Source organism: Neobacillus massiliamazoniensis (assembly GCF_001048695.1).
GTDB classification, from domain to species: Bacteria; Bacillota; Bacilli; order Bacillales; family Cytobacillaceae; genus Neobacillus; species Neobacillus massiliamazoniensis.
Genome location: NZ_CVRB01000003.1, coordinates 184245 through 210411, shown reverse-complemented (window position 1 = coordinate 210411; position 26167 = coordinate 184245). Strand labels below are relative to the sequence as shown.

The following is a 26167-nucleotide window of genomic DNA, read 5'->3' as shown; positions in this document are numbered from 1 at the left end:
GCTAAATGCCTCCTATTATTTAGTGTGATACTACAAGCCTGTCTTTCACTTCACTCATTAAAGCTCTTATAGAGATATTTTTTAAGTCCAGACCAACTAATGAAACTTGGCTTTCAATAGCTGTTTTATATGGAGTAGAGGCCGCTATACCCTCAAGAGAAATAGCACCAATGATTTTATGATCTTTAATAAATACTCTAGTGTACTTTTCGTCGCCATCTTCTTCAATGATAGTTGTATCACAATGACTTTCATCTATTAATCCAATTGAAAAGAGGGCAAGATTAAAGGCATTAAACACAGTAAACGGGGTCGTCTTCTGATAAAGCTCGGAAGCAGATGCCATATTCTTACCTGCAGCTTTTCCTTGATCCATTGCCCTGCCCCACAGGCCCTCCACTTCACCATTTAGCTCTGTTACATCGCCAGCTGCATAAACATCTTCAACATTCGTTTCCATTCTTTCATTTACAACAATACCCCTATTTGTATTGATTAGAGTATTTTCTGTTAAGAAAATGTTTGGAACCACTCCGATTGAGTAGATGACACTATCACATGGAATCGTTTGGTCACCGACGATGATACCTTCTACTTCATTTTCACCAATTATCTGCTTAATTGAGGTATTTAAATAGATATCTACCCCTGCCTCTTCAATTTTATTCTTTAGTAAAGTGCTAGTTTTTTCATCAAGCTGTCTAGACATTAGCCTCGGAGCAACTTCAACGATCGAAACCTTTTTACCAGCCATATAGATGGACCAAGCAGTTTCTATTCCTTGGATGCCCCCACCAATATTTACAATACTCGTTTTGTCCTCTATAAATGCTTTGAAGTCTTCTGCCTCATGCATTTCTCTAATCGTAAAGACACCTTTTTTATCCACACCATTTATTGGAAGTTTTCTATTTTTAGCCCCCGTACAAATGAGTAATTTATCATAATGAATCGTTTCACCCGTTGACGTAATGATGGCACGATTATCTATATCGATTTTATCAACCTTTGTATTAGATAGTGTATGGATATTATGATCCTGATACCATTTTTTCTTTTTAATCAGGACCTTTTCACTGCTTAAGTCTGAAAATAATTCCTTCGATAATTTGATTCTGTTATAGGGTAATGACTTTTCAGCTCCAAATAAAAGTATATTTGCTTCCTTATCATGTACTCGGATTTCTTTCGCTGCATTTACCGCTGCAACGCCTGTCCCTATAATACAATAATTTTTATTCATTACTTCACCCACTTATAGTGATATTAAATTGCACTTAGTAGTAAATCGGCTACGTATGTTGCTGAGTGCTCAATTTTTTTCAATTGTTCATCTTTAGGAGTGAACCTCACTCTCACAGGAAACTCCACATGAGTCATGCCAGTTGTTTTAATGACATGTGATGTGCTTTGAACATCCAAATTTGTTTGATTTAGGTAGTCCTGTATTACTTCGATTGCTTCTCCGCTCCAACCATATGACCCAAAGGCAGCGCCAATTTTCCCTTCAAGATCCATCTTTATCAGATCTTTAAGAACATCCTCAAGATTTCCAATCATATCTGCATATTTAGTGGAACTACCGATGAATACGGCATCCGCTTCCTTAATACTTTCTAGGATTGTAGCTTTATCTGACTTATCAGCATTGAAAACAGATGTTTGGATGTTATTTTCTTCAAAAATCTTCTTTAAATTGTCTGCTACCTTTTTCGTGCTGTTCCTAATCGTTGTATACACGATCGTTACTTTTTTGTCATTAATCGTATCAGCACTCATTGTTGCATATAGATCAATGTACTTTTGGATGTCTTCTCGTAAAATATAGCCGTGAGAAGGGGCAATCATCTGAACATCTAATTCTTGTAATGCATTAATTACTGTTCTTACATATCTTCTATGTGGGTGGATAATCGCATTGTAGTAGCCGATAAAGTCTTCTATAATATCAAAGTCTGCTTCATCAGCAAAAAACGCATTAGTTGCAACATGAGTGCTAAAGATATCGCAAGGGAATAGAATTTTATCTTCAATACAATAAGTAATCATCGTTTCTTCAGTATGGAGATAGGGGGTTTCCTTGAACTTCAGTGTTTTTCCACCGATATCTAATGTATCTCCATCTTTTACAACTAGGAAACTTCTGCTATGGAGCTTGTACATTTCTTTTAGTTCATTTACTGCAATTTCTGTACAAACAATCGTCGCATTAGGTGCTCTTCCTGCTAACGCTGCTAATCCACCTGAATGGTCTGGTTCCGTATGGTTAATGACGATATATTGGATTTCTTTAGGATCGATTAATTCACTTAAGTACTCTACAAATTCTCTGCCAAACTCCAAATCTACCGTATCGATAACCGTCGGCTTTTCCGTTTTTAGCAAGTAGGCGTTGTAAGTTGTTCCTTTTGCTAAAATTAATCTATGGAATGGTACTTCTCTGTCGTCCATTTTTCCTAACAAGTAAGTATTCTTTGCTAACATCACTTTATTCATCTGTTTTAGTCCCCCTTAATTTTTATTGAAAGTGTTTCTTAATTAACTTAAATTCATCGTACAACACTTAAAAAAATCAAATCAGGATTTGAATCACAATTTCAAAGTTATTTTAAGTTGTATTATAAAAAGGTTGTAAAAAATTATATGTTTTACGAAATAAAAACACCTGATCCTTTATAAATGATCAGGTGCTTTTACTCATTCTCGGTTCAATTTTCCATAATGAAACGATATGCATTTTAAATTCAATTATAAAAAGATTCTATTTCAACCTCATTTACTTATGAAAAGGCTCACCGAAATTGATTGATATTAAATTGTTGAATAAATAATGTATATAGCTCAGTCTCTCCTCAATAATCTGGCCACTTAACATAAAGAAAGAGCACTATTCCTGCTGTAGAATTGCGCCCGATTGTGGAAGATCAAGAAAATTATTATGATTATTTTATAAAAGCTCAGGATTAGTCATAACTAAAATAGCTAGAAGAACAGCCACCATTGTTATCCAACTATAAACTCGTAATCTTTTACGGTATCCATTAGTTTTGTTTTTATCCTGATTTGATGCACTTAATACCTTTAATTTACTATGCATCATACCAAGTAAAGCCCCAATAATAAGTAATAAAATACCCGATACGGTCATCCATAGTGATGAAGGCATCTCACTGAATTCACTAATCATTCCACCGCCAGTCAACAGTAATCCAATTAATGCAATTTCCCCCACTTTAACCAAAATTAACAAAGTACCAGATAATTCCGTTTGCTCCAACGACGATAAAGTATTAAGACGCTTGACAATAAAAGGGACAATAATAAAAGCTCCTAGCAATAAAGCACTTAATACATGTAAAAATATAAGTATGTGATGCATAAATACTACCTCCTGAAAATAAAAACTGCTTATTTATGGTATAGAAAAATAATTTAATAAAAACAAGGATTAAATTTCGCCATGTCTTTTGAATGTTTATTTTAGTGGGGGAAATCATTTTAAAAGGTTCATTTTATCTACCAAATTTTATTCTATGTTTCTTGTTAGATATGAACCATATCTTTATTTCAAATTAGAATAAGGGTAAGGATCGCACCCGCAGCCAATATGCATCCAGCAATTTTAAAAATATCAATCGTTCCATTAACAAATGATGTTCGTGCAATATGTTGAATTGTTGGAAAGATTGGTTCATGTGCGTAAGTCTTCTGGGATGTATTGCCTAAAAGTCGAAAAATTCCTGCAATGGTTCCTGCTTTTTGAATTCCAGAATCATGTTTTGTTTTGCAACGGCAGGCAAACTAGGAACGTCCAGAGCTGTGATTTTATCGTGTATATAGATATTGTAACGGTTTGAAAGCATTGCCCCCCATAAAAGCAATGTCAAAAGCTGTTCCAATTTGCCGACATACATTACTTATCCCTGAAGCCATTCCTATTTTAAATGGATGAACTGTTCCCATTGCCAGTGAGTAAATAATTTCTTCCACCTGAGATAAAGGCTTTTAAAAATTTTTGACCGTCAAATGTTCGTACAATAGCTCCCCAATACGCTCTCGAAAAGCTTCTATCGTAAAGTACATTACCTCTTCTCCACGCGAAATAAGCTCTTGCACAACTCCAATAGTTAGATTGATATGTCCTTCTGATCAACCGTTAATAAATAAAACACATGCCATTATAACCACTCCTTAGGTAAAATGTTCTCTAGATTGTGTAATAGTAAAGGTCACTGTCCCATACCATTGCTCAACTCAAATAATGAAATTAAATTTATCATAGTACAATACTTGAAAATCTCAAAATTTTAATCACCCATTTAATCTAAAATTGATTTCGCATCAAACGAAGTCATTTAAAAGTAGTCCCATTTTCAATAAACTTGCCACGTTAGCATTCCTGTAGAACGTTATTTTTCTACTTTGAATAAAATAGGGCTCCTCAGTAAGAAATGAGTATAGACACCACTCTAACTCACAACTTTAGGAGGAACCCTACTATGAAGTTTAAAATGTAGAACAAACAAAATCAACTAATAGAAAGAATTTCCGATAAACATCTTGTTGTCGGCGTGGATATGGGGTACGACCTTTGGATTTACTTGGCATCTTATAAATTCTATTACCCTAACACTATGTATAATCGCTAAAGTTAAAAAGTAAAATAGAATTAGGGATGTTAATTGCTCTGACATAAATAGTAACTCCCTTTTACCTCAACCCCCGAAGTAATATTTCCAACTTGAATTGGTTCAAATCCTTATACAACCTTTACAAATAGTTTGTGGTAATTACTTCCTTTCGCTAGTTCTTAATTCTTTTTTGGTAGCTTGTTCCACTAATGCACCCGTTACTTTAAGTGTAATCCTTCACAAACTTTGTTAACATTTAAAAAAAATCCATTCTTTTTTTTGTTAAATAATGCTAAAATTTCGAAATAGATAAATGAGGAATGGGGAGATTGTATGAGATTAAAAAAAATTACATTCATTTTAATTATTTTATCAAGTGTTTTAAATATTATTTTCTCGAATTTTCTGCATCAAGGGGTAATAGGGGTTAGTTCAGCTATTGTATGCTTGTTGATTGCTGCGGCAACAATGGGAACAAAGGATAAAAAGAATTCGGTAAAAGAAAAGTAGAAAAAGTGCTCTACAAATAACGGGTTCTCCTTAAGGGTGTAAAACAGCAAATCTCAACACTAATAGAGTCCGAAATCGTATGGTAAATCACATAGTAAATAAGCTCTTACGAATGAATATTCTTCATCTGCTAATTTGGTTGTTTAATAATATGTGAATAGCCATGTTAATTATTGTATAAAAAAACAAGAATCAACAAATTCTATTCCCTGCTAACGAATTGGATTAACAAATAAAGTGTTTGATTTCAAGGCCATTATCTATATGCAAGAAAAACTGCAAAGGACAACAATCCTTTGCAGTTTTTAGATTTTCTTCCACCTATTAGATTATTTAAGTTTCCAAGCCAATTTCCACATTTCATAATGACCTATTAATTCCTTTTTAAAATTTCTTGTATCTCTCTGTCATTTATTAGTTTTTTATTTGGATACGAACCTAAAATTCGAAACATCTTTTTGTCATGGTCTAACATATCTTCCCACTTTGGGTCACTTTTGTAACTTAAACACCAGTTTTGTTGTTTCACCCATTCAAGATTTTCCTTTGCATAACGTTTTTTATATGGGTTAAAATTAAGAAATAAAATACTTAGGAATTCCATCAAATCACCTATCAACTTTGTTCACCTCTAATACCATCTATTGTTTCAATCAGAAACACCAGCTTTATAAAACTCCTATATTCTATACGAGTTAGATAAAAGGTATAACAATTGCATAATTTTCCTTTTTATATATTATATCAAGCCTATTTCTTTTCTTATATGCCAATCTGTTAAATTCTTCTTATTAAAACAAAAAGCATGGCGAATTCTTATGCGTATTACCATGCTTTTTCGATTGTTATTTAGTATGCTTTTTAGATGTTTGCACCTCAAAAGAGAACCCGTTACTCTAAAAATGGGTGCTTTTTTTATGGTTTGAAATTGGCCGTAAGGCATTATTTGGTGGTTTTACATAAATAATCTTTATGGATAAGGAATATTCCTTCTTCCACTAAACTGCCCAGTTAGTTTAAGTGAAAATCCTCACAATCTTTTTTACCTCAACAAATCTAATACCTTAATGTGCAGGGGCATATCAAAAAGACGCCTTCTTACTAAAGAAAAGCGCCCGTTCGTGGAATAATGATAAAAGTGAAAAGGCTGCAAATATGGTTTCTTAATTATTTTTCTAAGGCTTCCGTTAATTTAACAAAAACTATAAATTCGCTACTTGTTATACCTTTGGTATTAACCTTCTTACATTATTCGGTAAATATATTTGCACTTTTAAAAGAGGTAATAATGGTTGCTAGTAAACCAACAATTGTGACAATTAATAAGGAATAAAAAAATTGGGCATCCCTTATAAGCAGGAGACCGGTTATAATGATTACAACATCAGTGAAAAAAATAATCACACCTACATTCACCTTTGACCATTTTGCAATTAATAATGCAAGCAGGTCCATTCCCCCAGGACTAATCTTATTTCGTAACATGACCCCAACACCAATTCCAATGATGACAGCGCCAACAATTACACTACTCACAATCGGAAGGTGAATGGTTCCATTTAGCGGTATCAAAAATTCAAGCATCATTCCTGAAAAAATCGCACCAATCAACCCGTTAATAAAATATGATGGTTCAGATTTTAAGGCAAATAAGTAAACAGGAATATTTAAAAGGATAAACACCAGACCTACTTTTAATCCCCATAGATAATTCAACAATAGACTGATACCAAAAAAGCCTCCATTAATCAATTGAAACGGAAGAATAAAACCATTTATTCCTACCCCAATTAGCGTGCTTCCAAATCCAATTACGGTCAATTTTTTCAACATTTTACCATCCCTTATCCAAGTTACCAATATCTATGGTTTAATTCTACGCTTGACCGGATATTATCTGGCTACCTATCCGCAATGTTGAACCGTTAAGAATCGCTTTAGGTTGGATTGAATTGAACCAACACTCTTCATTGGTCCAGGAATTCGTTAGTGTGGTAAAAGAGGTAGCGGAAACGATTCAAGCCACCCAAGATGATTACTCCTAAACATTCTAATAAAAAATCGTCTTAAACCAGCCAAAATCAGACAATTTAAGACAATCTGTATTGGTAGTTTTACAGCAGGGTTTTGCCTGCTGCCAAATCTCGCGGTGCTAAAGTATCAAGCAGTTTTAACTGTTCAGGTGTCAAACTAATTTCAGTTGCCATTGCATTGGAATCTATGTGTACAGGATTTCGAGACCCTGGAATAGGCACAATGTGCTCATCCTTGTGCAATAGCCATGCCAAGGCCAGTTGGGCAGGTGTTACATTCAGTTCCTCGGCCATCGCCTTGATTGGCGCAAATCGATCCTGATTGGCTTTCAAATTTTCACCCTGATATCGTGGGTTAAAGTTTCGGAAATCACCTTCACTAACTGACTTGACTGTACCCGTCAAAAATCCACTGCCAAGCGGAGCCCATGGTACAAATCCCACACCCAGTTCACGGGCTGTTGGAAGCAAATCTGTCTCTGCATTACGTGACCACAGGGAGTATTCATATTGAACAGCGGTTATTGGATGAACAGCATGGGCTCGCCGGAGCTGCTCCGCAGTCACATTACTTAGACCTAAATACTTCACTTTACCTGCTTGAACCACTTCCGCCATGGTAGAGACTGTGTCTTCGATTGGCGTGCTCGGATCAGGGAAATGCGCATACCACAAATCGAGGTAATCAACGCCCAGGCGATTTAAGCTTCCATCAATTGCTTTTCGAACGTATTCAGGCTTCCCGTTAATCGGTAACACATTCCAGTTTGTTGTCACCGGTGTGCTGGTTTCATTTGCATCAAATACGATGCCGAATTTCGTAGCAAGGAAAACCTTGTCACGACGGTCCTTTATGGCTTGACCTACAAGTTCCTCGTTGTGTCCGTTAGCATATGCGTCAGCCGTATCAATCATTGTGATGCCACTGTCAATCACGTGTTGAATCGTTTTTACCGATAGCGTGTCTTCGACTTCGCCATACATACCATGAACTAATACCATAGCACCATAGCCTATGGCAGATACTGACGGACCATTGTTTCCAAGCTTACGGTGTTTCATTTTCATTCTCCTTTTACACATATTTACAGATGTGATATTTTCAACAACATCACAGTGTAGTAAGTTGCCTCGAGAATAATTTACAATATAACCTGTTACGCAATTCAAGACATGGTATTTTAACTATTAGTTATAGGTATTTTAAGCTCTAGAGAAGTATGCACAAAATGTGTTCCGGGATGCACTTTAAACAAGACTGCAATAAGGTATTCAATTATTCCTGATTTTCTAAACAGATCCTTAACGTATGTTTTCATCGTTTTGCTCGTAGTACACCTTATAATACAGTTTAAGTTCAACCCCTCACAATCTTATCTGTATATTTATATAAATATCCGGTTTATTTTAAAGTAATTTATTCAATAAATGGCCCGATTGTTGAAAAAAAGCTAATGACGATTGTTCAACTGTCCATTAGTCGAACAAGGAAAAGGCGATGCCTTATTTAAGCATCGCCCCCTTTAGCTTAAGTATATTCCTTCACTATCTACATGAGAGAAAAATAAAGACGTAATAGCATTCTCGTGAGAACCACCCTGACCTGTGTGACGTTCTAAACTTGGCAAACTCATCTCGCTGTAAGGAATATTGTATGACAAATCAAAGAAATTTGTGAATCTGACCTTTTAGAAAAGTTACACCTTGTCCAAAGAAAGACCGCTATCTAAACGCTAGTAACGGTCTTTCCTTGTATTTTCATAAGTCAACTACTGGTCTCGTCACTACTTTCATGAGGTGGATGTGGAGGATGATGGTAATGTTGGTCGCTACTTTCTTCCTCGTCACCCATGTAATCAAGTGTCGCGGGATCCGTATTGCCAAATGTCAGATACCACGGCATCCCTAACGGTCCTCCTGCTAAGGCAGGTGGTACGAACACATCGAATGTCTTTTGATGATAATGGACGTCGTATCGTCGCACTGATCCTGTGTCAGGACCGTCGCCATTAATGGGGACAAACAGTTTTCCATCGGGACCGAACAGGAGTGCCTGTGCAAATGCACGCGGCTGCCCTACTGCATCGAGATCAATCTTGTCGAGAAACTTGCCCGTTTTGCCGTGAAAGATTAGTATTTTGTCTGTGTCACTCCCGTCCCTTCTAAAACTGGTGATATAGAGGTTGCCGTCGGGACCGAAGACCAAACCTTCCGGACGGTTAAGATCGTTGACATTATTACTTTCAATGAAAACTCCAATGAACTGCCCAGTTTTCGGGTTAAAGCGCAGAACCGATCCGCCTTCCAGCTGTGGAAGGTTGCGTACAGAAACATACAGCAAGCTGTCAGGACCAATGACCACAGCGCGTGGATGGAACTGTCCGGTGAAGCCGGAGTGGTCGAGATTTCCAAGAAACACCCCAGTGGTGCCATCATACATCCGTACTTCTCCCGGTACGCCTACGTCACCCATGTCAGCCACAAACAGGATATTTTGTTTCGAGAAAACGATGCCGCGTGGTGCAAACGGGGCACCTGGTTCATTAGATTTTACAAATTCACCCAGAAACGCACCGGTCTGTCCATTGTAATTCAAAACGTCACCATTTTGAGGTTGTCCTACGTTTTGGTTGGTGACAAGAAGATTGTTTCTATGGTCGAAAATAATCCCTCGGGGACCGAACAAACAGTTGCTTCCTGGTACGACAGGACCTTGCAAACAGTTGCAGTCTAATACGACAAGACTGCCTAGGAACCTCCCTGTTTCTGCGTCGAAAGTCTTCACGGTGTTGTCAGAGCCGTCACCAATGTAGAGAAAGTCATTTCGTAATTTCATTCTAGATAAAAAACTCCCTTCTATTAATATTTTTTTAGATTAAAAAAATATTTTTAATCTAATTTTAATATATTCGTTAGAGAGCTTTTTGTATGGGATAAACTCGTTGATAAAAAACACAATTTTCAAAATTTAATGAATTAGATTAAATGTACTCTCATATGCAAATACAAAGAAGTTCTTAACTTTACGTAGTACACGCCAAATGGTCAGCTAACTCTTACCTTGCTCCTTTCATCGTTAATGGGATGAGGTGGGTTTGGGATGCCTCCTTCAACTACTATGAAGTCGGCAATACCGAAGAACATAGTAGTCTCTGATTCTTGTAGTGTCTTATACTTTTCCTACTTCAACTAAACCTTTGAAGAAGTTCCACAAAAATAAGAGTTAATCCCTCTAGGATCAACGCACCCCGATAGTTGAATAATTTTTTCTCATTTTGTTGTTATAAAGTGGAATATTATTTATTTTTTTTAAGAATTGTTCTTAATCATTTCTTCTACATAAGATTGTAAATTAGTATATGGGGAGTTTCCTTCTAGGAATTGAAATACCACAGACAAGGGTGAAATAACAATATCCCTCTTTTCGGAATAAAGAACACTTTGATTTTTTCTACTATCTAATCCACCAACATTGTAGGAATATTCTTTCACTGAATCCATCTCGTACCAGTTAAAGTCCTGATTTATTTTACGTTTAATCACTTCACCAATATATGCACCAATTCGAAGCACGAAATTATCCTTGTGCTCATTCAGAAGATTGGAATTCATTAATCTTTTTGAGTACATATCAATAAATCGTATGCTTTCAATAGTGAAATCTAAATTTTTTTTCGTAAGGTTCTCTTTATCCCAAAGATCATCTGAGACATCCTGATACATTAATTTTGCTATACCCTTTAAATTATCTTTTCTTAATGATGGATTTCTACTAAAAATCAATGGAGCAAAGTTTACATAGATAGAACCCAAAAAGGCACCTATTATAATACTTATATAATTAAATTTACCATATTTTTCATTAAAGGAACTTTTCTCTAACTCTAAGATGAATGTAAAGAGAAAGATTATAATAATTAAAACAGATCTGGTGAATTTAAATTTATACTTTCGAGGCTTACCAAGTAATTTGTTATTAAATAATTTGTGATGAAAATTAGTTTTTTTTATGATCCAATCAAAGATGCCATAAAAAATAATAAAGATTATAAAAAACGCAAGAAATTTCATTTTTCATACCTCTTCTAAAGCAAGCTTTTTCATTGTTATAAACAAGCGTATTCTACTATACCCATCATTTGTTGCATACGGAAATTTAATCCTTTATTTCATTCACCTTGTTCAATTAAATTGAACCGTTTCTTGAAGAAAAAGCATTACCGTTGTTTCAGTAATGCACCAGTTTGTTTAAGTGATACAATTCACAATCAACTTATTTAAGATAGTTTTTATTATCAATAAACCCCCAATAAGGAGATGTAGTTCCTCTGGTTTTAATTTCTTCGCAAAAATTAATTATGCCAACGCTGCTATGCTGAGAATTAATTATTGGATTTCTTTTAACCGTTTCATCAACCTGCCTAAGTAAAGGTAAAATTATTTATTCTGTCGGGAATAAAACTTAATGCACCTAATACATCCTTCGAGGTCAGTTCAGTATCTCCCACAAGGTTATTGATATTCTTGTTGAGGTTAAGAATTATACAAGCAGGAGTCGAACCATTCACAGCTATTATTTGCCCAAAATAAAAAGTTTTGTCTGATAACGGTATTGAAAAAATATCACCAATTCCCCATTGTTGTTTCCTTGGTGGCTTAAATGCCATTAGTTTCTTTTTCAAATCTTTAATTAAATCTTTATTGATTGGGACATTTGCTATTTCATTTATCAAGATTGCAATTTCTAAAATTGCACTGGCATTTTTGATTCGTATGGAAACAAAGTCGGTTTCTGAATCAATATCAACTTTTTTCGTAATACCGTTTTCTTTTATTTTCTTTTTAATAAAACTCTCAGCTTCATAATTAGATTCCAAATTAAATAAAGTTGCGAAGTCCTCGAAGATAAAAAACTCCTTGGAACTATGATCAGGGAGATTAACAGTTATTTTTCCAATTGAAAGATAGGATTCCATCAATTTAACTCCTTTGTAATAAATACCTAATTTTATTATAAATAGGAGTGGATACTTATACTATCCCTTTATGAACTAAACTGTCTGTTTGTTGAATAGCAAAAAAAGAAGGATCGCCGCAGCAATCCCTTCCTCAATTAAAGTACCCGTTCGTATAAGTAGAATAATTCACAAACTTTCAATATGGCAATGAATAAGAAATCATTTGATCAAATGTTATCAAAATAAATTTAGTAGTGGTGAAAGGATTTGGAACACTCTTTGTTTTAAAGATAGTGCCATTGAATGAGTAGAAAATTCATTTTTATTCAAAGGCTGGACAGATAAAACTGCTATATTCCCGTCCGTGTAATACCAATCTCCGCCACCATTGAAGCCAAAAAGGTTAGGTTGATCAAACGATACAACAAGTGTAGATTTCATAAATGGTTTTAAATCTTGGACAACCGTTTTTCTCTCTTCGTCCACAGAAGGTGAAATATGATGAGTGGGCATATGCGTCCTACCACTAAGTTCAATCCCGTGATCATAGGTAGCTGAACCCAACCACACTTCCTCATCATTGATTGTTGTATTGGTATTCCAAAGTCGAATGTGGTCCCTAATTTGGACGCTTTTAGTTGGTTTTTCAAAAGCTAAATCTTGCTTTCGATGATATAAATAAAGGTCACTTACAGGAGCTGTGGGATACGGGAAATTACCCAAAGTAGCTTCCGTTATTTTTACACTTGTTTTATCAGTTAATGGATCTGGGATCTTCCACCCTGCTTCTTGAAAATATCTGTTAATTGTCTGTTTAGACCCCAAAATGAGGATATTAATTGGATCACCAGGTTTTCCAGATTTGGTTGTATTCTTTATAGGATAGTCCATTTTTGAAAATATTGGACTCTTCCCAAAAGGATAAAATTGTATAAAAAGAGTAACTCCAACACAGAAAACTATGATAATTACAACGGACAAAGATAGCCATTTGAGAAATTTACGAAATACCTTATTTGAACGCGTCATTCTAAATAATTTCACCCTTTTATTATGTAATGTTTGACATTTTAGTTTTAAAAATGCCCCCTATTTAAAAAATTAGAGGACATCTGTGAATAAATTTTTTAAAGTAAAGAACTTATTTTATATTTAACAGATTACTCCGTGAAAAATCAAATTTATCTAAACCAAAAGAGTACACCACTTCCGTGGTTTTATATTAGAGATTACATTTGGAATAGAGCCTACCACCGGACACAACGTTTCAATGGAAAGGACCGCATTACTTATCGTATTTCTTATGGTCCTTCTGTGGACTGATTGATCATACTCACTTAGCGACATATGATTTAAACCAGTATATGAATCAATCCCAAAAATCAAAACATAATCCAATATAATATGGATAACATTCATTTCAATCCTAACACGGAAAGGGGTCCTTGAATCCCCTATTGCACGAAAGAGGCTGATTGAGGAGTAAATAATGCAATAAATAGGGTTAAGCCTAAAACCACTTTAAAATAAACAAATGCGGTGTTTTTCAGTTGTTCGTTGGCTCCAACCATTGCTAATAATGGATTAGAGAAAACAATTGAAACCACAGAAAAAAGCAATCCAATTAGTATAGATATAAAAAGACCATGAAAAATAACGGACTTGCTTCGTTTTTCATCCTTTGCTCCAAATGCTCTCGATAAAAACACGGAAAGCGTTGCTGAAATGGCTGAAAACCCCTATATAAGTCATGCTATAGATATTTGTAACGCCTACTGCATAATCGCTAGAAGACAAAAAACGAGTCAACTACTCCAAGCAAACTCTGAAGATATGACTCGCCAATGGCTGGCAATGCAATACTAAAAACTTTTTTGGCTTTATTTGAAAACTGCAATTTTAATGTCCTTCTCTTTTCAAAAATTAATTTCAACGAAGAATTTTTGATTTTTGTTTATGGTGATGATGTTGCTCCATATATAAAAAACTTAATCATGACAAGCGTAATAAATCGGTTGTCATAAAAGGTTTTATTAAATAAAATATCTTTACGGATATGTTTCCTTAATTCTCTTACCAAAATCGGATATTTATGAAGAAAAGGGCCAAGGTTGTAAATTTTTTCAGACTTTGGCTTTCTTTTTTGTAACAGTTTAGTAGGTTTATTATACAGCAAGGAGTGTTAATTATTTGTCTAGTTTAAAATTATACAGTAAGTTTGTTAAACCTTATTGGAAGCTAGTTATTATCACATTGATTATTGGAATTATAAAGTTCGGAATTCCTTTAACTTTGCCATTGATTATGAAGTATTCATTGGATTCCATTCTTTTGGCAAAAATCCCGTTAAGTGATAAAATTATGCATCTAACCTATGTTATTTCAATAGCATCCGTTTTATTTATTATCATTCGGTTTCCTATTGAATATTATCGTCAGTATTTTGCCCAAGAAATTACAAGTAGGATTCTCTATGATATTCGTGACCGGCTGTATGGGCATTTACAAAAACTGTCTCTTCGGTTTTATCAAAACAATAAAACTGGAGAAATCATCTCTCGTGTCATGAACGATGTTGAGCAAACCAAAAACCTCGTAGAAACAGGTATGATGAATATTTGGTTAGATATGTTCACCTTAACCATTGCATTAGGTTTTATGTTCACAATGAATGTAAAATTGACATTTATGGCTATTGCCATCCTTCCCCTTTATGCTATTTCTGTAAAGACATTATATAAACGGTTAAAATTATTAACAAAACAACGATCACAATCTCTTGCAGATGTGCAGTCTTATCTTCATGAACGGCTAGCTGGAATACCAGTTGTAAAAAGTTTTACATTAGAGGAATATGATCAAAACCAATTTGACAAGAGAAACAAAAATTTTCTAACTAAAGCGATGGCTGTGGCCCAGTGGAATGCTTTAACTAACGCAATTATTAATACCTTGACTGATATAGCTCCCTTGCTTGTTATTGCCTATGGGGGATATAAAGTCATTAAAGGAGAACTAACTTTAGGTACATTTGTTGCCTTCTTTGGCTATTTAAATAATATTTATAGTCCTCTACGGAGGTTAGTCAATTCATCTACTCTCCTAACTCAAGCAACTGCTTCTCTTGATCGGGTGTTAGAGTTATGGAATCAACCTTATGATGTTTTAGACCAACCTTCTGCTAAGAAACTGACAAATGTAAATGGTGAAATCGAATTTAAAAATGTTTGGTTTAGATATGATAAGAATTCGGATTATATTTTAAAGGACATAAATTTAACTATTTCCTTTGGTCGCACAGTTGCCTTGGTTGGAATGAGTGGTGGAGGAAAATCCTCTCTTATTAGTCTAATTCCTCGATTTTACAATATTGAAAAAGGCAGTATCACTATTGATAATATGAATATATGTGACGTTACTCAACAAAGTCTTAGAGGTCACATAGGTATGGTATTACAGGACAATATCTTATTCAGTGGTACTATTCGGGAAAATATTTTATTAGGAAATCCTTCCGCATCTGAGGAGGACATGATTAAGTCTGCAATTGCTGCTAACGCCCATGATTTTATTCTCAATCTTCCTAATGGATATGATACGGAGATCGGAGAAAAAGGGGTTAAATTATCAGGTGGTCAAAAACAAAGAATTGCGATTGCAAGAGTTTTTCTAAAGAACCCCAAAATATTGATCCTAGATGAAGCAACATCAGCGTTGGACTTGGAATCTGAAGCATTAATACAAGACTCTCTTGATAAATTAGCAAAAAACAGAACAACCATTATTATAGCTCATCGCTTATCGACTATTACAAACGTGGACCAAATTATCTTCATAAAAGATGGAGAAATACTGGAGCATGGAACTCACGAAGAGTTAATGAACAAAAAAGGACTATATGAACAGTTGTTTAACATTCAAAATTTAGATAAAGGTAAAAATGAATTTGTGTTGGAACATTAAAATTATTTGATTTAAAAAGCTGCTGAACATTCAGCAGCTTTTCACTACGCTAATGGATTCCACTTCAATTTCCTCAGCTGAAATTAGATGTCCTGTCCTTCCTGCAATAAACTGAAGATTAATGTTTGATTAAAATACACTCTTAATATATTCAATTGAATCATTTGTTAATAAAATAGTTTGATCATTTCTGTGATTCTTCCCCCATAAAGCGATTGATTAAGGAAGATTTATTCAAAGATGTTATTGAATTCCTATTCTCCAGCATTTACTTTCCAACTTTTTTGCTGCTTCCGAATATAAATGATTTGACCAATATGATAAGCGTTATGAGTTGCTACATTTCCAAGTATCGCCCACCATTGGGCAGGTACAGGGAAACCATTTACATTGCTTTCGATTTTTTCTTCTGTAAGTAGATCTTGCCACTGTAATAAAACCTTTAATAATCCTTCTTTTAAATCATTAAATGTTTGATTTTCTGGAATGATAAAGCTGTTATTATTATTTCCTATGGAAGGTACAGCATTGAAATGAGATTTTTGATATCTAGTTTGCCAAGTTTCATTCCAATAAAGTAGATGCTGCACTATTTCAGCGATACTATTACTATGTTCATTAGGCTTCCATAATGCTTCTTCTTCTGACAAATTTTCTACTGAGTCTGAAAATGGTAGATACCAGCTAGGGTCATTAGCATTTGCTAACAACTGATCAGATAAAACATCTATAGCACGAATCATACTTTTCCCCACTCCTCCATATCATTCATCTGATTTAATTGCAATAATTCAAAAGGCAAATCAAGAAATTGAATAATAATTTCCAATTTCATTATTATCTTCTTTATTAAGAGTATATTTCTATCGACTTTACTTCCACCTTACGACTCTTTTATTTCTTGATTTTACATTATATTAGAAATTTTATATACAATTCCCTTTTCTTAACTAACTGCCTGTTAGCAATGGCTTTTTATCCAGACTATTAAAATTCACATTTTTTAACAATTAAATATAATATAAAAGTTTACGGTCTTATTACGTGTTTTGAATAAAACATTTCCAAAAAAAATCTTATTCTGATTAAGATAAGAATTTTTTAATATTCATTTTTATTTTCTATCTAAAATAATTCTTTGTTGTTTCTTTAACTAAACCCGACCTTAAGTTGAAGAACAAAAAAGATGGGGTCACCGTAGCGTCCCATCTTGAAGTATAGCATCCGTTAACTTCAGTACAATTCTTCGCAATCTTTTATTGTACAAAAGCTCCTGTAAGCTTAACAACCTTCTTTATTAGTTACTTTTTCTAAAAAATCATCTATATTTCCAATAACTTTATCAACGACAAATGAAAAATTTAGTTGTAGTTTCAAAGTTATTAACTTCTTTGTTCGTAGAGTAAAGATATATCTTTTTGCCTTGTCCTAAAGCAATACCTAATTTTGACATCAAATAATAAAAGGTGCCATAACAGCAGCTCAATCTAAAAACTCTTGCCTAGTTTGACTAACAATTCCTACACAAACTGTATCCGCCCGAATACGGTAGTGATTAGTTCGCTTGTTTATGCGATTTTAAAATTGGTTTCTTCATAATGAATCGTCTCTGACACTCCCCATGCCTGAAGGCAGGGGGTTCTATTTCATACCAACTTTGGCTCTCCAAACCTAAATGCGAAAAGAAAGAGGCTTGGCATCACCTTTGCCTAATGAAACTTTTTAGGTCGAAACCGTTCTGACGAACTTCGTTCGTGTGGTTGGATTTCCTTCCATCTCACAGCTTATTGACCCACGGAGCGTGTCTACACCGTTGTTTATTATTTTAGACTCCAAACGTAGAAATTAATTTCCTTTCTTTCTTCATTTCTTTTAAATCACTGACGCAAGTTTCTAACAAGGGTTTGATTTTATCCCATTCCTTTTTGGCTTCTTTTAACGATAACTTATGGGACTTGGTAACGTGTTTAGCTAAAAAAGCACTAAACAAATCTCGTTGGGCGTGGATTCCGCATTCACAGACATGCCATCTGTCCTTCAATCGCTTTTTCTTTATTGTTCCACATAAACAGGTTTGTGATAGTTTGGTAGAGTAAGTGGAAAATTCCTGTACGGTTCCGCCATAAGCCATCATTTTCCGCTTTAACATTTTGACAAACATACTCGGGGCTTTTCTTCCCACGCTCTTGCCATAGAGTTTTTGAAAGGCAATATACGACAACTTTTCTAATTTTACGGTATTTGCCCTTTCAATGACTCGGTTAGTTTCCCATCCATGAAGCATTTTTCTGGTCTCCGCTAACTTCCGTTCCATTTCTGCCAACTCATTTTTTGTCTTAATATAGCGTTTGGAGTTTTTCCATACCTTTTTGCCTTTCTTGATGGTTCCATTCACATTGTAATGTTGCGGATTGTTGGCTTTTCGTTGACGATCTAGCCTTCGTTGAATTACCCGTTTTTCCTTATCTATCTTTACCACTTTTTTACAAAACTCTTTCAGTTCCGCTTTTGTGTCCGATACCATGGCAATCGTGGAAGGACCAATATCTAATCCCATTGTCTCGTCTCCCATTTTGACCTTCTGATAGGGGTATCCTTCTAAAATTAGCTGAACATAAAAGTGTGGATTTCCTTTAATGATTTTAGAAATGATCCGGCAAAATTTCACTCGATGCTGTAGAGCATGTTGAAGCCATTTATCCTTTGGGTTAATTAGGCATTTTAACGTCATATCCCCGATGAATACATACCCATTGGAATAGGTAAGAAAGGTTTCATTGTTTTTTCCTTCAAAAGAAACAAACTCACCTTTTGACTTGAAAAAGACCCGTTTCGCCTGTTTTAAAGCTACTTTTTGTACCGCTTTAAAGGCTCTTGTCGCTATTTTTTGGCAAACATGCGTACCAAGATGTTCGACTATAAACTTTGAATCATTCTTCGTTTTAATTCCAAAAGCATTGAATAAATCTTTAAATCCAAAGGTTTCATTTAAAAATTTAAATTGAGAAGAACGCTGTGTTTTAAACTTCTTTGTTTTAGGGAGTTGAACTGTTTCTCGGTAGAGGGTCGTGTGTTGAAGGCGGTGAAGTCGTTTTATCCCTTCTCCTAAACAAGCATTATACAATTGCCTTGCACAATCGGATAGCATCAGAAGATGTTTTACTTGTTTAGGAGGGGTTTTTAAGCGAATCGTAGCGGTAAAAGTAGGGGTGGATTCTCGTTTTTCTTCTTCTGACATATCCTTTTAAACTCCTTTCTGATTTTCAATGTATTGTTTCACTACATCCAAAGTAGTTCCACCAACGGTGGAAACAAAATAACTGTTTGTCCAAAGAGAAGGAATACGGCTTTTTAGCCAAGGAAATTCTTTGCGAAGAATATGGGAAGAAACCCCTTTTAAATGGCGAACCAATTTGTTGATACCAAATTGAGGTCTACCTCGACTAAAAGGTGAACGTGGTCGGGCATGACTTCTAATTCGATAATCTCCGCTTTCACTCCATTGGCCACTTCAAAGAGAATAGATTTGAGTCTTTCATCTACTTCTTCAACTAAAACATTTCTCCGATACTTTGGACTCCATACAACATGATACTTACAGGAATAAACGACATTATTATTTGACTTGTACTTCATATAACTTTCCATAGGTAAATTATACCATACAACTAAATCAAATAAACTACTTTTGATTAAAAATGCCCTATCCCCACACCTGAAGGCGGGGGCTTGCGGGCTAGTTTGAATTTATACATTATCACAAGTAAATTGGAGTAGGTTTCCTATTATTCTATAAAATTCTTGTAAAATAAAAATTTTATAATTAAACCACCTAACACCTCTCCATTTTAATACCCGATCAGTAAAGTACTAGTGATGCAAAAGAAAAACAGGTAATCGGAAAATAGTGTGGATAGAGGGTTAAAAAGAACCCTCATCTATTAGCTTAGACAGTGTGGAAAAGTCAGCACCATATACTTTTTCATAAGCAGTTTGTGAAAAGTCGGGGGAATAGATTCTGGATGTTAAGCATATTGTCTTACATTTTTATTTTCCCTTTATTTGCCATTGTATAACAAAATAAAAAAAGCTGTCTAACAGCTTATCATTTACATTTACTCAATATAAGTGAAGAATGGTATTTTTCATTCTAATGCTTTCTTTATATATTTATAAACTTCGGTGTCCATCCCAAATTGCAACTCATTTCCAGGGTTTTCGTTATGGAATTTTTCAGCTTGTTTCGTTATATCTTGGTCGTTGCCTGTGAATGAGTAAACAATATCACTCCATTTTTTTGCCAATTCTTGCACCTTACTATTCTTAGCGGATGTGCCTTTTTCTATTTCTAATCGAATTTTCTCTAATATTATTTTAAACTCTTGCTCTACTTCTTTTAAAGCGTCTGCATTAGTATTATCATAATAGTTTTTCATGATGTCTAATTGCTCTTTTGTAAAGTATTTTTCTTGATATATTTTCATTACCCCTAGTAATTTTGTTATTTCTTCTACGGACATTATATTTTTACTGCGAATCGTTATTAAAGCTCTTTCTAATTCATATAGTAATTTCTGTTGAACTTGTATATCTCTTTTTATACGAGTTATTTGAGTTTCAATAATGTCTGTAGCAGAATTTTTATCCAGGTTCGTCATTACATCCTGTATATCATCTAAAGACAAACCTATTTGTTTTAAAGCTAAAATCTGTTGTAGTTTGGTCAAATCCGATTTTGTGTAAAGACGGTGTCCAGATTCTGAATATTGAGAGGGAGAAAATAATTTTATTTGATCATAATATCTTAAAGTTCTAATCGTTAATCCCGTTAATGTTGCAAGCTCCCCTACTTTCCAGTATTCTTTCACACATGTCACATCCTTTTGAAATGTAATTACCAATCTCCTCTAAAATTTCTATTTAAGAAGTCCTTGGATTTCACTTTGTCCAAAGGTATATGTCCTTCCACAAATTTGACAAACTGTTTCAATAAGCTCTTTATTACTAATTGCTTGCTCTAAGTCGTTCTTGTTTAAAGAATGAAGCATCCCATATAACATTTCTTTTGAACATCCGCAGAAAAATTGAACGGAACTATATCCTATAACATTTACATCCGTAAATACCTCACTCAGCTTTTCTTCAATATTATTCCCTATAAAATTCCTTAAATTAATAAAAAGCTCTTGATTTGTATTAAAAACGTGCTTCACTTCATCAATAAGACCAAGTGGAGCACCTGGAAGTAATTGAGCAAATACAGCATTACTGAAAAGGAGGCGACCATCATTTCCAAATCCAATATTGGCTCCAATATAAGTTTGAGTTTGGTCGCTTTGATTAAAATAATGTGAAATGTCATCAACAATGTTTCGGTAAGGCATATCAGTTATACCTGTAAATTGGTTCATAGCAGAGCCTTTTATCACACGAATAGTTCCTTTATGACCAATAAGATGATCAAGCGATACATTCGTAATAAAATCAAAAGGAGCTTTCAATAATTCTCCATTGAGGTACCCACGAACATTTCCTTGTGCATCAGCATCAGCAAAAACTTTATATTTTGGGTCACTCATTATCATTTGAAGACTTATTCTTTGATCTCCTTTTAAGGTACCAGAAATTAAACTAACAACAGATAAAGTTTTACCTAATATAAGTTTTAGAATTTTGTTTGTTATTTTGTTCAGACTAAGAATTTCATTAATCAATTTCGTATTATCAACAAAAAGTAAACGAACATGTTTATCAAATATTAGTGTCTTAACAATTGTATTCTCCATAGTATTTTTCCTTTCTATTATTTTAATTATTGTTAAGACCATAATAAAACATTACCTTACGTAAGGTTCAAGCTCAAATGGAAATTCTTTTTTTGAACTACTTCAACACGATAATCCGATTACCCAAGAAAAATAGCAAATACAACAAAAAAGGCAAAGAGATTTCTCCCTCTGCCCTACTTTTATACATTAATCTTTAGCTGAATGGGGAACTGCCCCCAACTTATGCTTTTACTGCTGAAAATCTTTTTGCAACTTCTGCCACTTTTGCTAAGCCTTCTGCAATGATGGTCTCAGCTTGGTTAGGCATTGCGTTATGACCTTCGATAATGACTTCATTCACAATTTCCATCCCGAAAAAGCTAACAGCGTTTTTAACATAAGTCGCAGCCATTTCCATTGGGGCTGCTTCTGGTGTTGAATAAATCCCTCCACGTGCACTTAGAATAATAGCCTTTTTGTCTTTCATTAAGCCTTCTAATTGACCATTTTCGTTATATTTGAATGTGAAACCTGATTGGAAAACATAGTCGAAGAACGTTTGTAATTTAGCTGGGATTGTTAGGTTCCATAGTGGGAAAGCAAATACAACGACGTCTGCTGCAGCTAATGCATCCATTGCTTTCTGTTTTGCAGCTAAAATGCGTTGTTCTACATCAGTCATCTCAGCTCCTGATTGTACTTTACCAAAAGCATTGAATAAATCTTGGCCAAAGTAAGGCATGTCCTCTGCAAAAACATCGTATGTAGATACATTTACACCTTCAACATTTTCCATAAATGTCTCATACATTTTACTTGATACAGCTTCGGAAGCTGGTCGGTTATTTGCTTTTACAACTAATATGTTCATAATTTCTATTCTCCCTTTTATCTCAGTTATTAATATCTCAAATTCATAATATATTAAAATAGGGTAATCGTCAATAAATTAATTTAAAAAAATAGGAATATGAATAACTTGATTCCGTAAGACATATGGCACTTGTTAAATAATTAGCAGCATGCATTTCCTTTGATTTAGTGTTTTTTTTGAACAAAAGCGATTATTATTCACCAACCATAACTAAATATTTTACTCGGTTCGTTTGAGCCATTCTCCTGTTATTAGTATCCTAAATAAAACCATAAAAAAATTGGTGACCAAAATCTAAAACAAACCACCAAACTGGTTACCAATGAACCAAAAAAATATTTTTTCTTCTTTATTTTTATCAACAAAAAATTTAATTAATCCAATTAATTTTAGGATAAATACCTCGCGTTAACACATGATAAAAAGGCTTGCCCAAAATCAGCTTAAAGGGGGATTATTATGGCCGACTTTTTAGGTCTATTCGGGGATGACCAAACAGAAAACACTACAAGGACTAAAGAGAACGATACGAGTTCTGCTTCCCGTGATCCTGAAACGAACGGATCACTCCAGCTTCATAAGGAAGAATTAGACATTTCGAAGAATAATGTCGATGCTGGTGAGGTAGTCCTCTCTAAAGATATTGTTGAAGAACAAAAATCCGTCGATGTACCTGTCATGCACGAAGAAGTTGTCATACAAAGAAGGAAGATAAATAATGAACGTAGTGATGACTCCATCAGCTCCGAAGAAACCATCCATATTCCTGTTAGCCAGGAGGAAGTAGAAGTAAACAAGTATACTGTTACGACTGAGGAGATCACTGCATCCAAACGTCAAGTTGAGGAAACTCAGCACGTTCAAGAGACGCTCAAACGCGAAGAGGCTCATGTAAATACAACTGGAAGTGTTGATATCATTACCGATGAATCAGACTTAAGCGATATAAATCAAAGCTAAAAATCAAAACACCTATTCATTTCAAATTGTGAATAGGTGTTTCACCATTTTTTTATGGAGGGGATAAATGTGCCCGAAAAGGAAATTTCAAAACATAACCATCCTGAAGATGTAACGTTCCACCTACATAAGGAGGAAATGCAGGTAAGCAAGAAATGGGTTGATACAGCAGATGTTAAGGTATATAAAAAAACCTATATCGAGGCGAAGCAAATTACGGTTCCTGTAACCCGTGAAGAGCTTATCATTGAGAAAAAGATCGCAAATCCAAAAGGTAACACTGATGCACAAATGGAAACCATACGAATTCCTTTGAGTGAAGTGCGTATTGAGGTAAGCTTGCATCCAACGGTCCTCGAGGAAGTTGACATATTTAAGAAGCAATTTGAAGAACTAAAACGGGTTAATGATACCGTAAAGGAAGAAAAACTTCACATCGATACTGTCGGGGATATTAAGGTAAAAGTAGACGATTAAAATATATACACCACGTCTTCGATTTCAGTGTTTTTGGTTTTTAAACTTACTATTTAAATTTTGCAACAAATATGCAAAAAAAAGATGCTCCAAATGAATTGAAACTCTCTTCCTCGGTATTACCCAATAATTGATTTACGTTTCAATAAGCGTTTGATCAATCTCTCCAAGTTAAGCTCCCCATATACTCGAACAACTCAGATTCCTTCAACATGTGTCTCTCTAGTAAGCTTTCTCCCTTTTAGAATTTCTTCTCTGTTTTTTCTCACGCTGCCCCACTCTCCCTACTGTCAGAATATGAACAAGAAAGTTTGTACTATTACTGACAACGAAAAAATGAGTTGACGTAGTTACTCAGCTCAAAGCCTAAAAAAGAGCACACGTTCTCAAAAAAAAATTTTCTGTATGGGCACCTCCCAAAAATGGTCATTTTAATTTCGTATGAAAACAACTAAAAAAGACTGCCGGCCCATCGATTGTTCCGATTTAGCCAACAGTCCTATTCGGTTCCGGGGAGTCTTTAATTATCGTAGAATCTTCCCAAGAAAGCTTTTGGTCCTTTCGTGCTTAGGAGCCGTAAACAGCTCATCTGGCTTTCCTTCTTCGATGATGGTTCCCCCATCCATAAATAAAACTCGATCCCCAACTTCCTTTGCAAAGCCCATCTCGTGGGTTACTACAACCATAGTCATGCCTTCCTTTGCCAAATCCTTCATAACCTTTAACACTTCACCCACCATTTCGGGGTCAAGTGCCGAAGTTGGTTCATCAAAGAGTAACACCTCAGGTTTCATGGCCAAGGCACGAGCAATGGCCACACGCTGCTGCTGACCTCCGGATAACTCGTCCGGATAGCTGTTTTCTTTATGAGCCAGTCCCACTTTTTCAAGTATCTTCCGTGCAAATGCGTCAGTTTCTTCCTTTGACATTTTTAACACTTTTCGAGGTCCAATCGTAATATTTTCAAGGACGCGTAAATGATGAAACAAGTTAAATCGTTGAAAAACCATCCCAACTTTTTGACAAACTTGATGAATATTTGTTTTGGGATGGGTGATTTCTGTGTTGAATATTGTAATTTTTCCACCCGTTGTTGTTTCCAATCCATTTAAGCACCGAAGAAAGGTGCTTTTTCCACTGCCTGAAGGACCGATTACAACAACCACTTCTTGGGGATGGATTTCTACATTGACATCTTTTAAAACTTCCAATATGCCAAATGATTTTTTCAAATGCTCAACGTTTATCAATTTGCAGCCTCCTCTCCAGGTAACCGGCAAAACGTGTAAGTGCGAAAATAACGACTAGATACAGAATGGCCACTTCACCATAAATTTGAAATCCGGCAAAGTTTTGAGCAACAATGATCTGTCCTGTGTAAAGGAGTTCGACAATTGCAATAGGAGCGAGCAAGGACGTATCCTTAATTGTTTGGGCAAATTGGTTGACCAAAGGTGGAATCATTCGTTTAAACGCCTGCGGCAAAATAATATGGATCATTGCCTGAAAGCGGGTCATCCCGATACTATGTGCCGCTTCGCTTTGCCCACGATCTACACTAAGAATACCGGCCCGAATGATCTCTGTAATATATGCGCCTTCATTTAAGGCCAATCCAATTCCGGCTGCAATGTATGGGTATACACCTGAACCAAACCATTGATTTAATGGAATAACCGTAGGTAGTCCCAAGGCAATAAAAATAAGTTGAACAAGGAGCGGAGTTCCGCGGAACACCTCAACGTATACCCAGCTTAGTCCCCGTAATACACGAAAACGGGAAAGCCTGAATAATGCAGATATAAGTCCGATAATACTTCCAAGAATAATCGCAATCAGTGAAAATTCAACGGTTCGCCCTAAAGCATGAAATAATTGAGGGAAAGCATTCACCATAATGTTCCAAGAGTTCAAAGGATTACCCCCTTAATGTTAGCAAAAACACACCTATTGGCGGGCCTATATGGCCGATGCATTGACATCTTTTGATGTC

At 35.0% G+C, this 26167-nt stretch carries 23 protein-coding genes and 2 pseudogenes; 4 read left to right on the top strand and 21 right to left on the bottom strand.

The genetic code is table 11. From position 1 onward, the window contains the following. Positions 1-19: 19 nt before the first annotated feature. The 5 genes and pseudogenes from BN1082_RS13755 to BN1082_RS28205 form a co-directional block, all read right to left on the bottom strand. Positions 20-1243, bottom strand: a complete 1224-nt coding sequence (locus BN1082_RS13755; RefSeq protein ID WP_090635179.1) for an NAD(P)/FAD-dependent oxidoreductase — start codon at positions 1241-1243, stop codon at positions 20-22. 23 nt (positions 1244-1266) lie between these two features. Continuing rightward, complete coding sequence (locus BN1082_RS13750) at positions 1267-2496, bottom strand: FprA family A-type flavoprotein (RefSeq protein ID WP_090635178.1); 1230 nt, start codon at positions 2494-2496, stop codon at positions 1267-1269. Positions 2497-2947: 451 nt separating this feature from the next. After that, the gene (locus BN1082_RS13745; protein WP_090635177.1) at positions 2948-3379 is read right to left on the bottom strand and encodes a hypothetical protein; all 432 of its coding nucleotides are present in this window, start codon (positions 3377-3379) and stop codon (positions 2948-2950) included. 343 nt (positions 3380-3722) lie between these two features. Further along, positions 3723-3899 carry a hypothetical protein gene (locus BN1082_RS13740; RefSeq protein ID WP_176699793.1) on the bottom strand — a complete coding sequence of 59 codons (177 nt, stop codon included), beginning with the start codon at positions 3897-3899 and terminating at the stop codon, positions 3723-3725. A gap of 71 nt (positions 3900-3970) precedes the next feature. Continuing rightward, a pseudogene (locus BN1082_RS28205) lies at positions 3971-4137 on the bottom strand (macrolide family glycosyltransferase); the annotation flags it as partial. Positions 4138-4964: 827 nt separating this feature from the next. Between BN1082_RS28205 and BN1082_RS27525 the strand changes: the two are divergent. Continuing rightward, positions 4965-5141: a hypothetical protein gene (locus tag BN1082_RS27525; RefSeq protein WP_176699792.1), complete on the top strand. Its 177-nt coding sequence runs from the start codon at positions 4965-4967 to the stop codon at positions 5139-5141. A gap of 373 nt (positions 5142-5514) precedes the next feature. Here BN1082_RS27525 and BN1082_RS13730 read toward each other — a convergent pair whose 3' ends face one another. The 8 genes from BN1082_RS13730 to BN1082_RS13695 form a co-directional block, all read right to left on the bottom strand. Then, positions 5515-5760 carry a hypothetical protein gene (locus tag BN1082_RS13730; protein ID WP_090635175.1) on the bottom strand — a complete coding sequence of 82 codons (246 nt, stop codon included), beginning with the start codon at positions 5758-5760 and terminating at the stop codon, positions 5515-5517. A 629-nt stretch (positions 5761-6389) separates the two neighbouring features. Then, complete coding sequence (locus tag BN1082_RS13725; RefSeq protein WP_090635174.1) at positions 6390-6974, bottom strand: YitT family protein; 585 nt, start codon at positions 6972-6974, stop codon at positions 6390-6392. A 281-nt stretch (positions 6975-7255) separates the two neighbouring features. Then, complete coding sequence (locus tag BN1082_RS13720; protein WP_090635173.1) at positions 7256-8236, bottom strand: aldo/keto reductase; 981 nt, start codon at positions 8234-8236, stop codon at positions 7256-7258. 703 nt (positions 8237-8939) lie between these two features. Further along, a complete protein-coding gene (locus BN1082_RS13715; protein WP_090635172.1) occupies positions 8940-10010 on the bottom strand; it encodes a Vgb family protein in 1071 nt (356 codons plus the stop codon). Between the two features lie 473 nt (positions 10011-10483). Further along, entirely contained in the window at positions 10484-11245 is a 762-nt protein-coding gene (locus tag BN1082_RS28200) for a hypothetical protein (RefSeq protein ID WP_245640429.1), read from the bottom strand. Positions 11246-11595: 350 nt separating this feature from the next. Beyond that, positions 11596-12150: a hypothetical protein gene (locus tag BN1082_RS13705; protein WP_090635171.1), complete on the bottom strand. Its 555-nt coding sequence runs from the start codon at positions 12148-12150 to the stop codon at positions 11596-11598. 219 nt (positions 12151-12369) lie between these two features. Further along, complete coding sequence (locus BN1082_RS13700; RefSeq protein ID WP_176699791.1) at positions 12370-13023, bottom strand: LssY C-terminal domain-containing protein; 654 nt, start codon at positions 13021-13023, stop codon at positions 12370-12372. 563 nt (positions 13024-13586) lie between these two features. After that, a complete protein-coding gene (locus BN1082_RS13695) occupies positions 13587-13859 on the bottom strand; it encodes an MATE family efflux transporter (protein WP_090635169.1) in 273 nt (90 codons plus the stop codon). Between the two features lie 463 nt (positions 13860-14322). On the opposite strand from BN1082_RS13695, the gene BN1082_RS13690 reads away from it, so the two are divergent. After that, on the top strand, positions 14323-16095 hold the full coding sequence (locus tag BN1082_RS13690) for an ABC transporter ATP-binding protein (RefSeq protein WP_090635168.1): 1773 nt from the start codon (positions 14323-14325) through the stop codon (positions 16093-16095). A gap of 254 nt (positions 16096-16349) precedes the next feature. Here BN1082_RS13690 and BN1082_RS13685 read toward each other — a convergent pair whose 3' ends face one another. The 6 genes and pseudogenes from BN1082_RS13685 to BN1082_RS13660 all read right to left on the bottom strand — a co-directional run bounded on the left by BN1082_RS13685 (position 16350) and on the right by BN1082_RS13660 (position 22734). Further along, the gene (locus BN1082_RS13685) at positions 16350-16838 is read right to left on the bottom strand and encodes a DinB family protein (protein WP_090635167.1); all 489 of its coding nucleotides are present in this window, start codon (positions 16836-16838) and stop codon (positions 16350-16352) included. A 1082-nt stretch (positions 16839-17920) separates the two neighbouring features. Further along, complete coding sequence (locus BN1082_RS13680) at positions 17921-19333, bottom strand: zinc ribbon domain-containing protein (RefSeq protein WP_090635166.1); 1413 nt, start codon at positions 19331-19333, stop codon at positions 17921-17923. A 6-nt stretch (positions 19334-19339) separates the two neighbouring features. Further along, positions 19340-19731 (bottom strand): annotated as a pseudogene (tnpA, locus tag BN1082_RS13675) (IS200/IS605 family transposase). A 509-nt stretch (positions 19732-20240) separates the two neighbouring features. Beyond that, positions 20241-20963 carry a MerR family transcriptional regulator gene (locus tag BN1082_RS13670; RefSeq protein ID WP_176699789.1) on the bottom strand — a complete coding sequence of 241 codons (723 nt, stop codon included), beginning with the start codon at positions 20961-20963 and terminating at the stop codon, positions 20241-20243. A 48-nt stretch (positions 20964-21011) separates the two neighbouring features. Next, positions 21012-21881 (bottom strand): Hsp33 family molecular chaperone HslO, encoded by an 870-nt coding sequence (locus BN1082_RS13665; RefSeq protein ID WP_176699788.1) that lies wholly within the window; start codon positions 21879-21881, stop codon positions 21012-21014. Positions 21882-22104: 223 nt separating this feature from the next. Then, complete coding sequence (locus tag BN1082_RS13660; protein WP_090635163.1) at positions 22105-22734, bottom strand: FMN-dependent NADH-azoreductase; 630 nt, start codon at positions 22732-22734, stop codon at positions 22105-22107. Positions 22735-23196: 462 nt separating this feature from the next. On the opposite strand from BN1082_RS13660, the gene BN1082_RS13655 reads away from it, so the two are divergent. Together BN1082_RS13655 and BN1082_RS13650 are read left to right on the top strand one after the other, a co-directional pair. Then, complete coding sequence (locus BN1082_RS13655; RefSeq protein WP_090635162.1) at positions 23197-23697, top strand: YsnF/AvaK domain-containing protein; 501 nt, start codon at positions 23197-23199, stop codon at positions 23695-23697. A gap of 69 nt (positions 23698-23766) precedes the next feature. Beyond that, on the top strand, positions 23767-24174 hold the full coding sequence (locus tag BN1082_RS13650; RefSeq protein ID WP_176699787.1) for a YsnF/AvaK domain-containing protein: 408 nt from the start codon (positions 23767-23769) through the stop codon (positions 24172-24174). Between the two features lie 524 nt (positions 24175-24698). On the opposite strand, the gene BN1082_RS13645 is transcribed toward BN1082_RS13650, so the two are convergent. Both BN1082_RS13645 and BN1082_RS13640 read right to left on the bottom strand, forming a co-directional pair. Further along, positions 24699-25424 (bottom strand): amino acid ABC transporter ATP-binding protein, encoded by a 726-nt coding sequence (locus BN1082_RS13645; protein WP_090635160.1) that lies wholly within the window; start codon positions 25422-25424, stop codon positions 24699-24701. After that, positions 25411-26088, bottom strand: a complete 678-nt coding sequence (locus BN1082_RS13640) for an amino acid ABC transporter permease (protein ID WP_245640428.1) — start codon at positions 26086-26088, stop codon at positions 25411-25413. The genes BN1082_RS13645 and BN1082_RS13640 overlap by 14 nt, the downstream gene beginning before the upstream one ends. Positions 26089-26167: the final 79 nt, after the last annotated feature.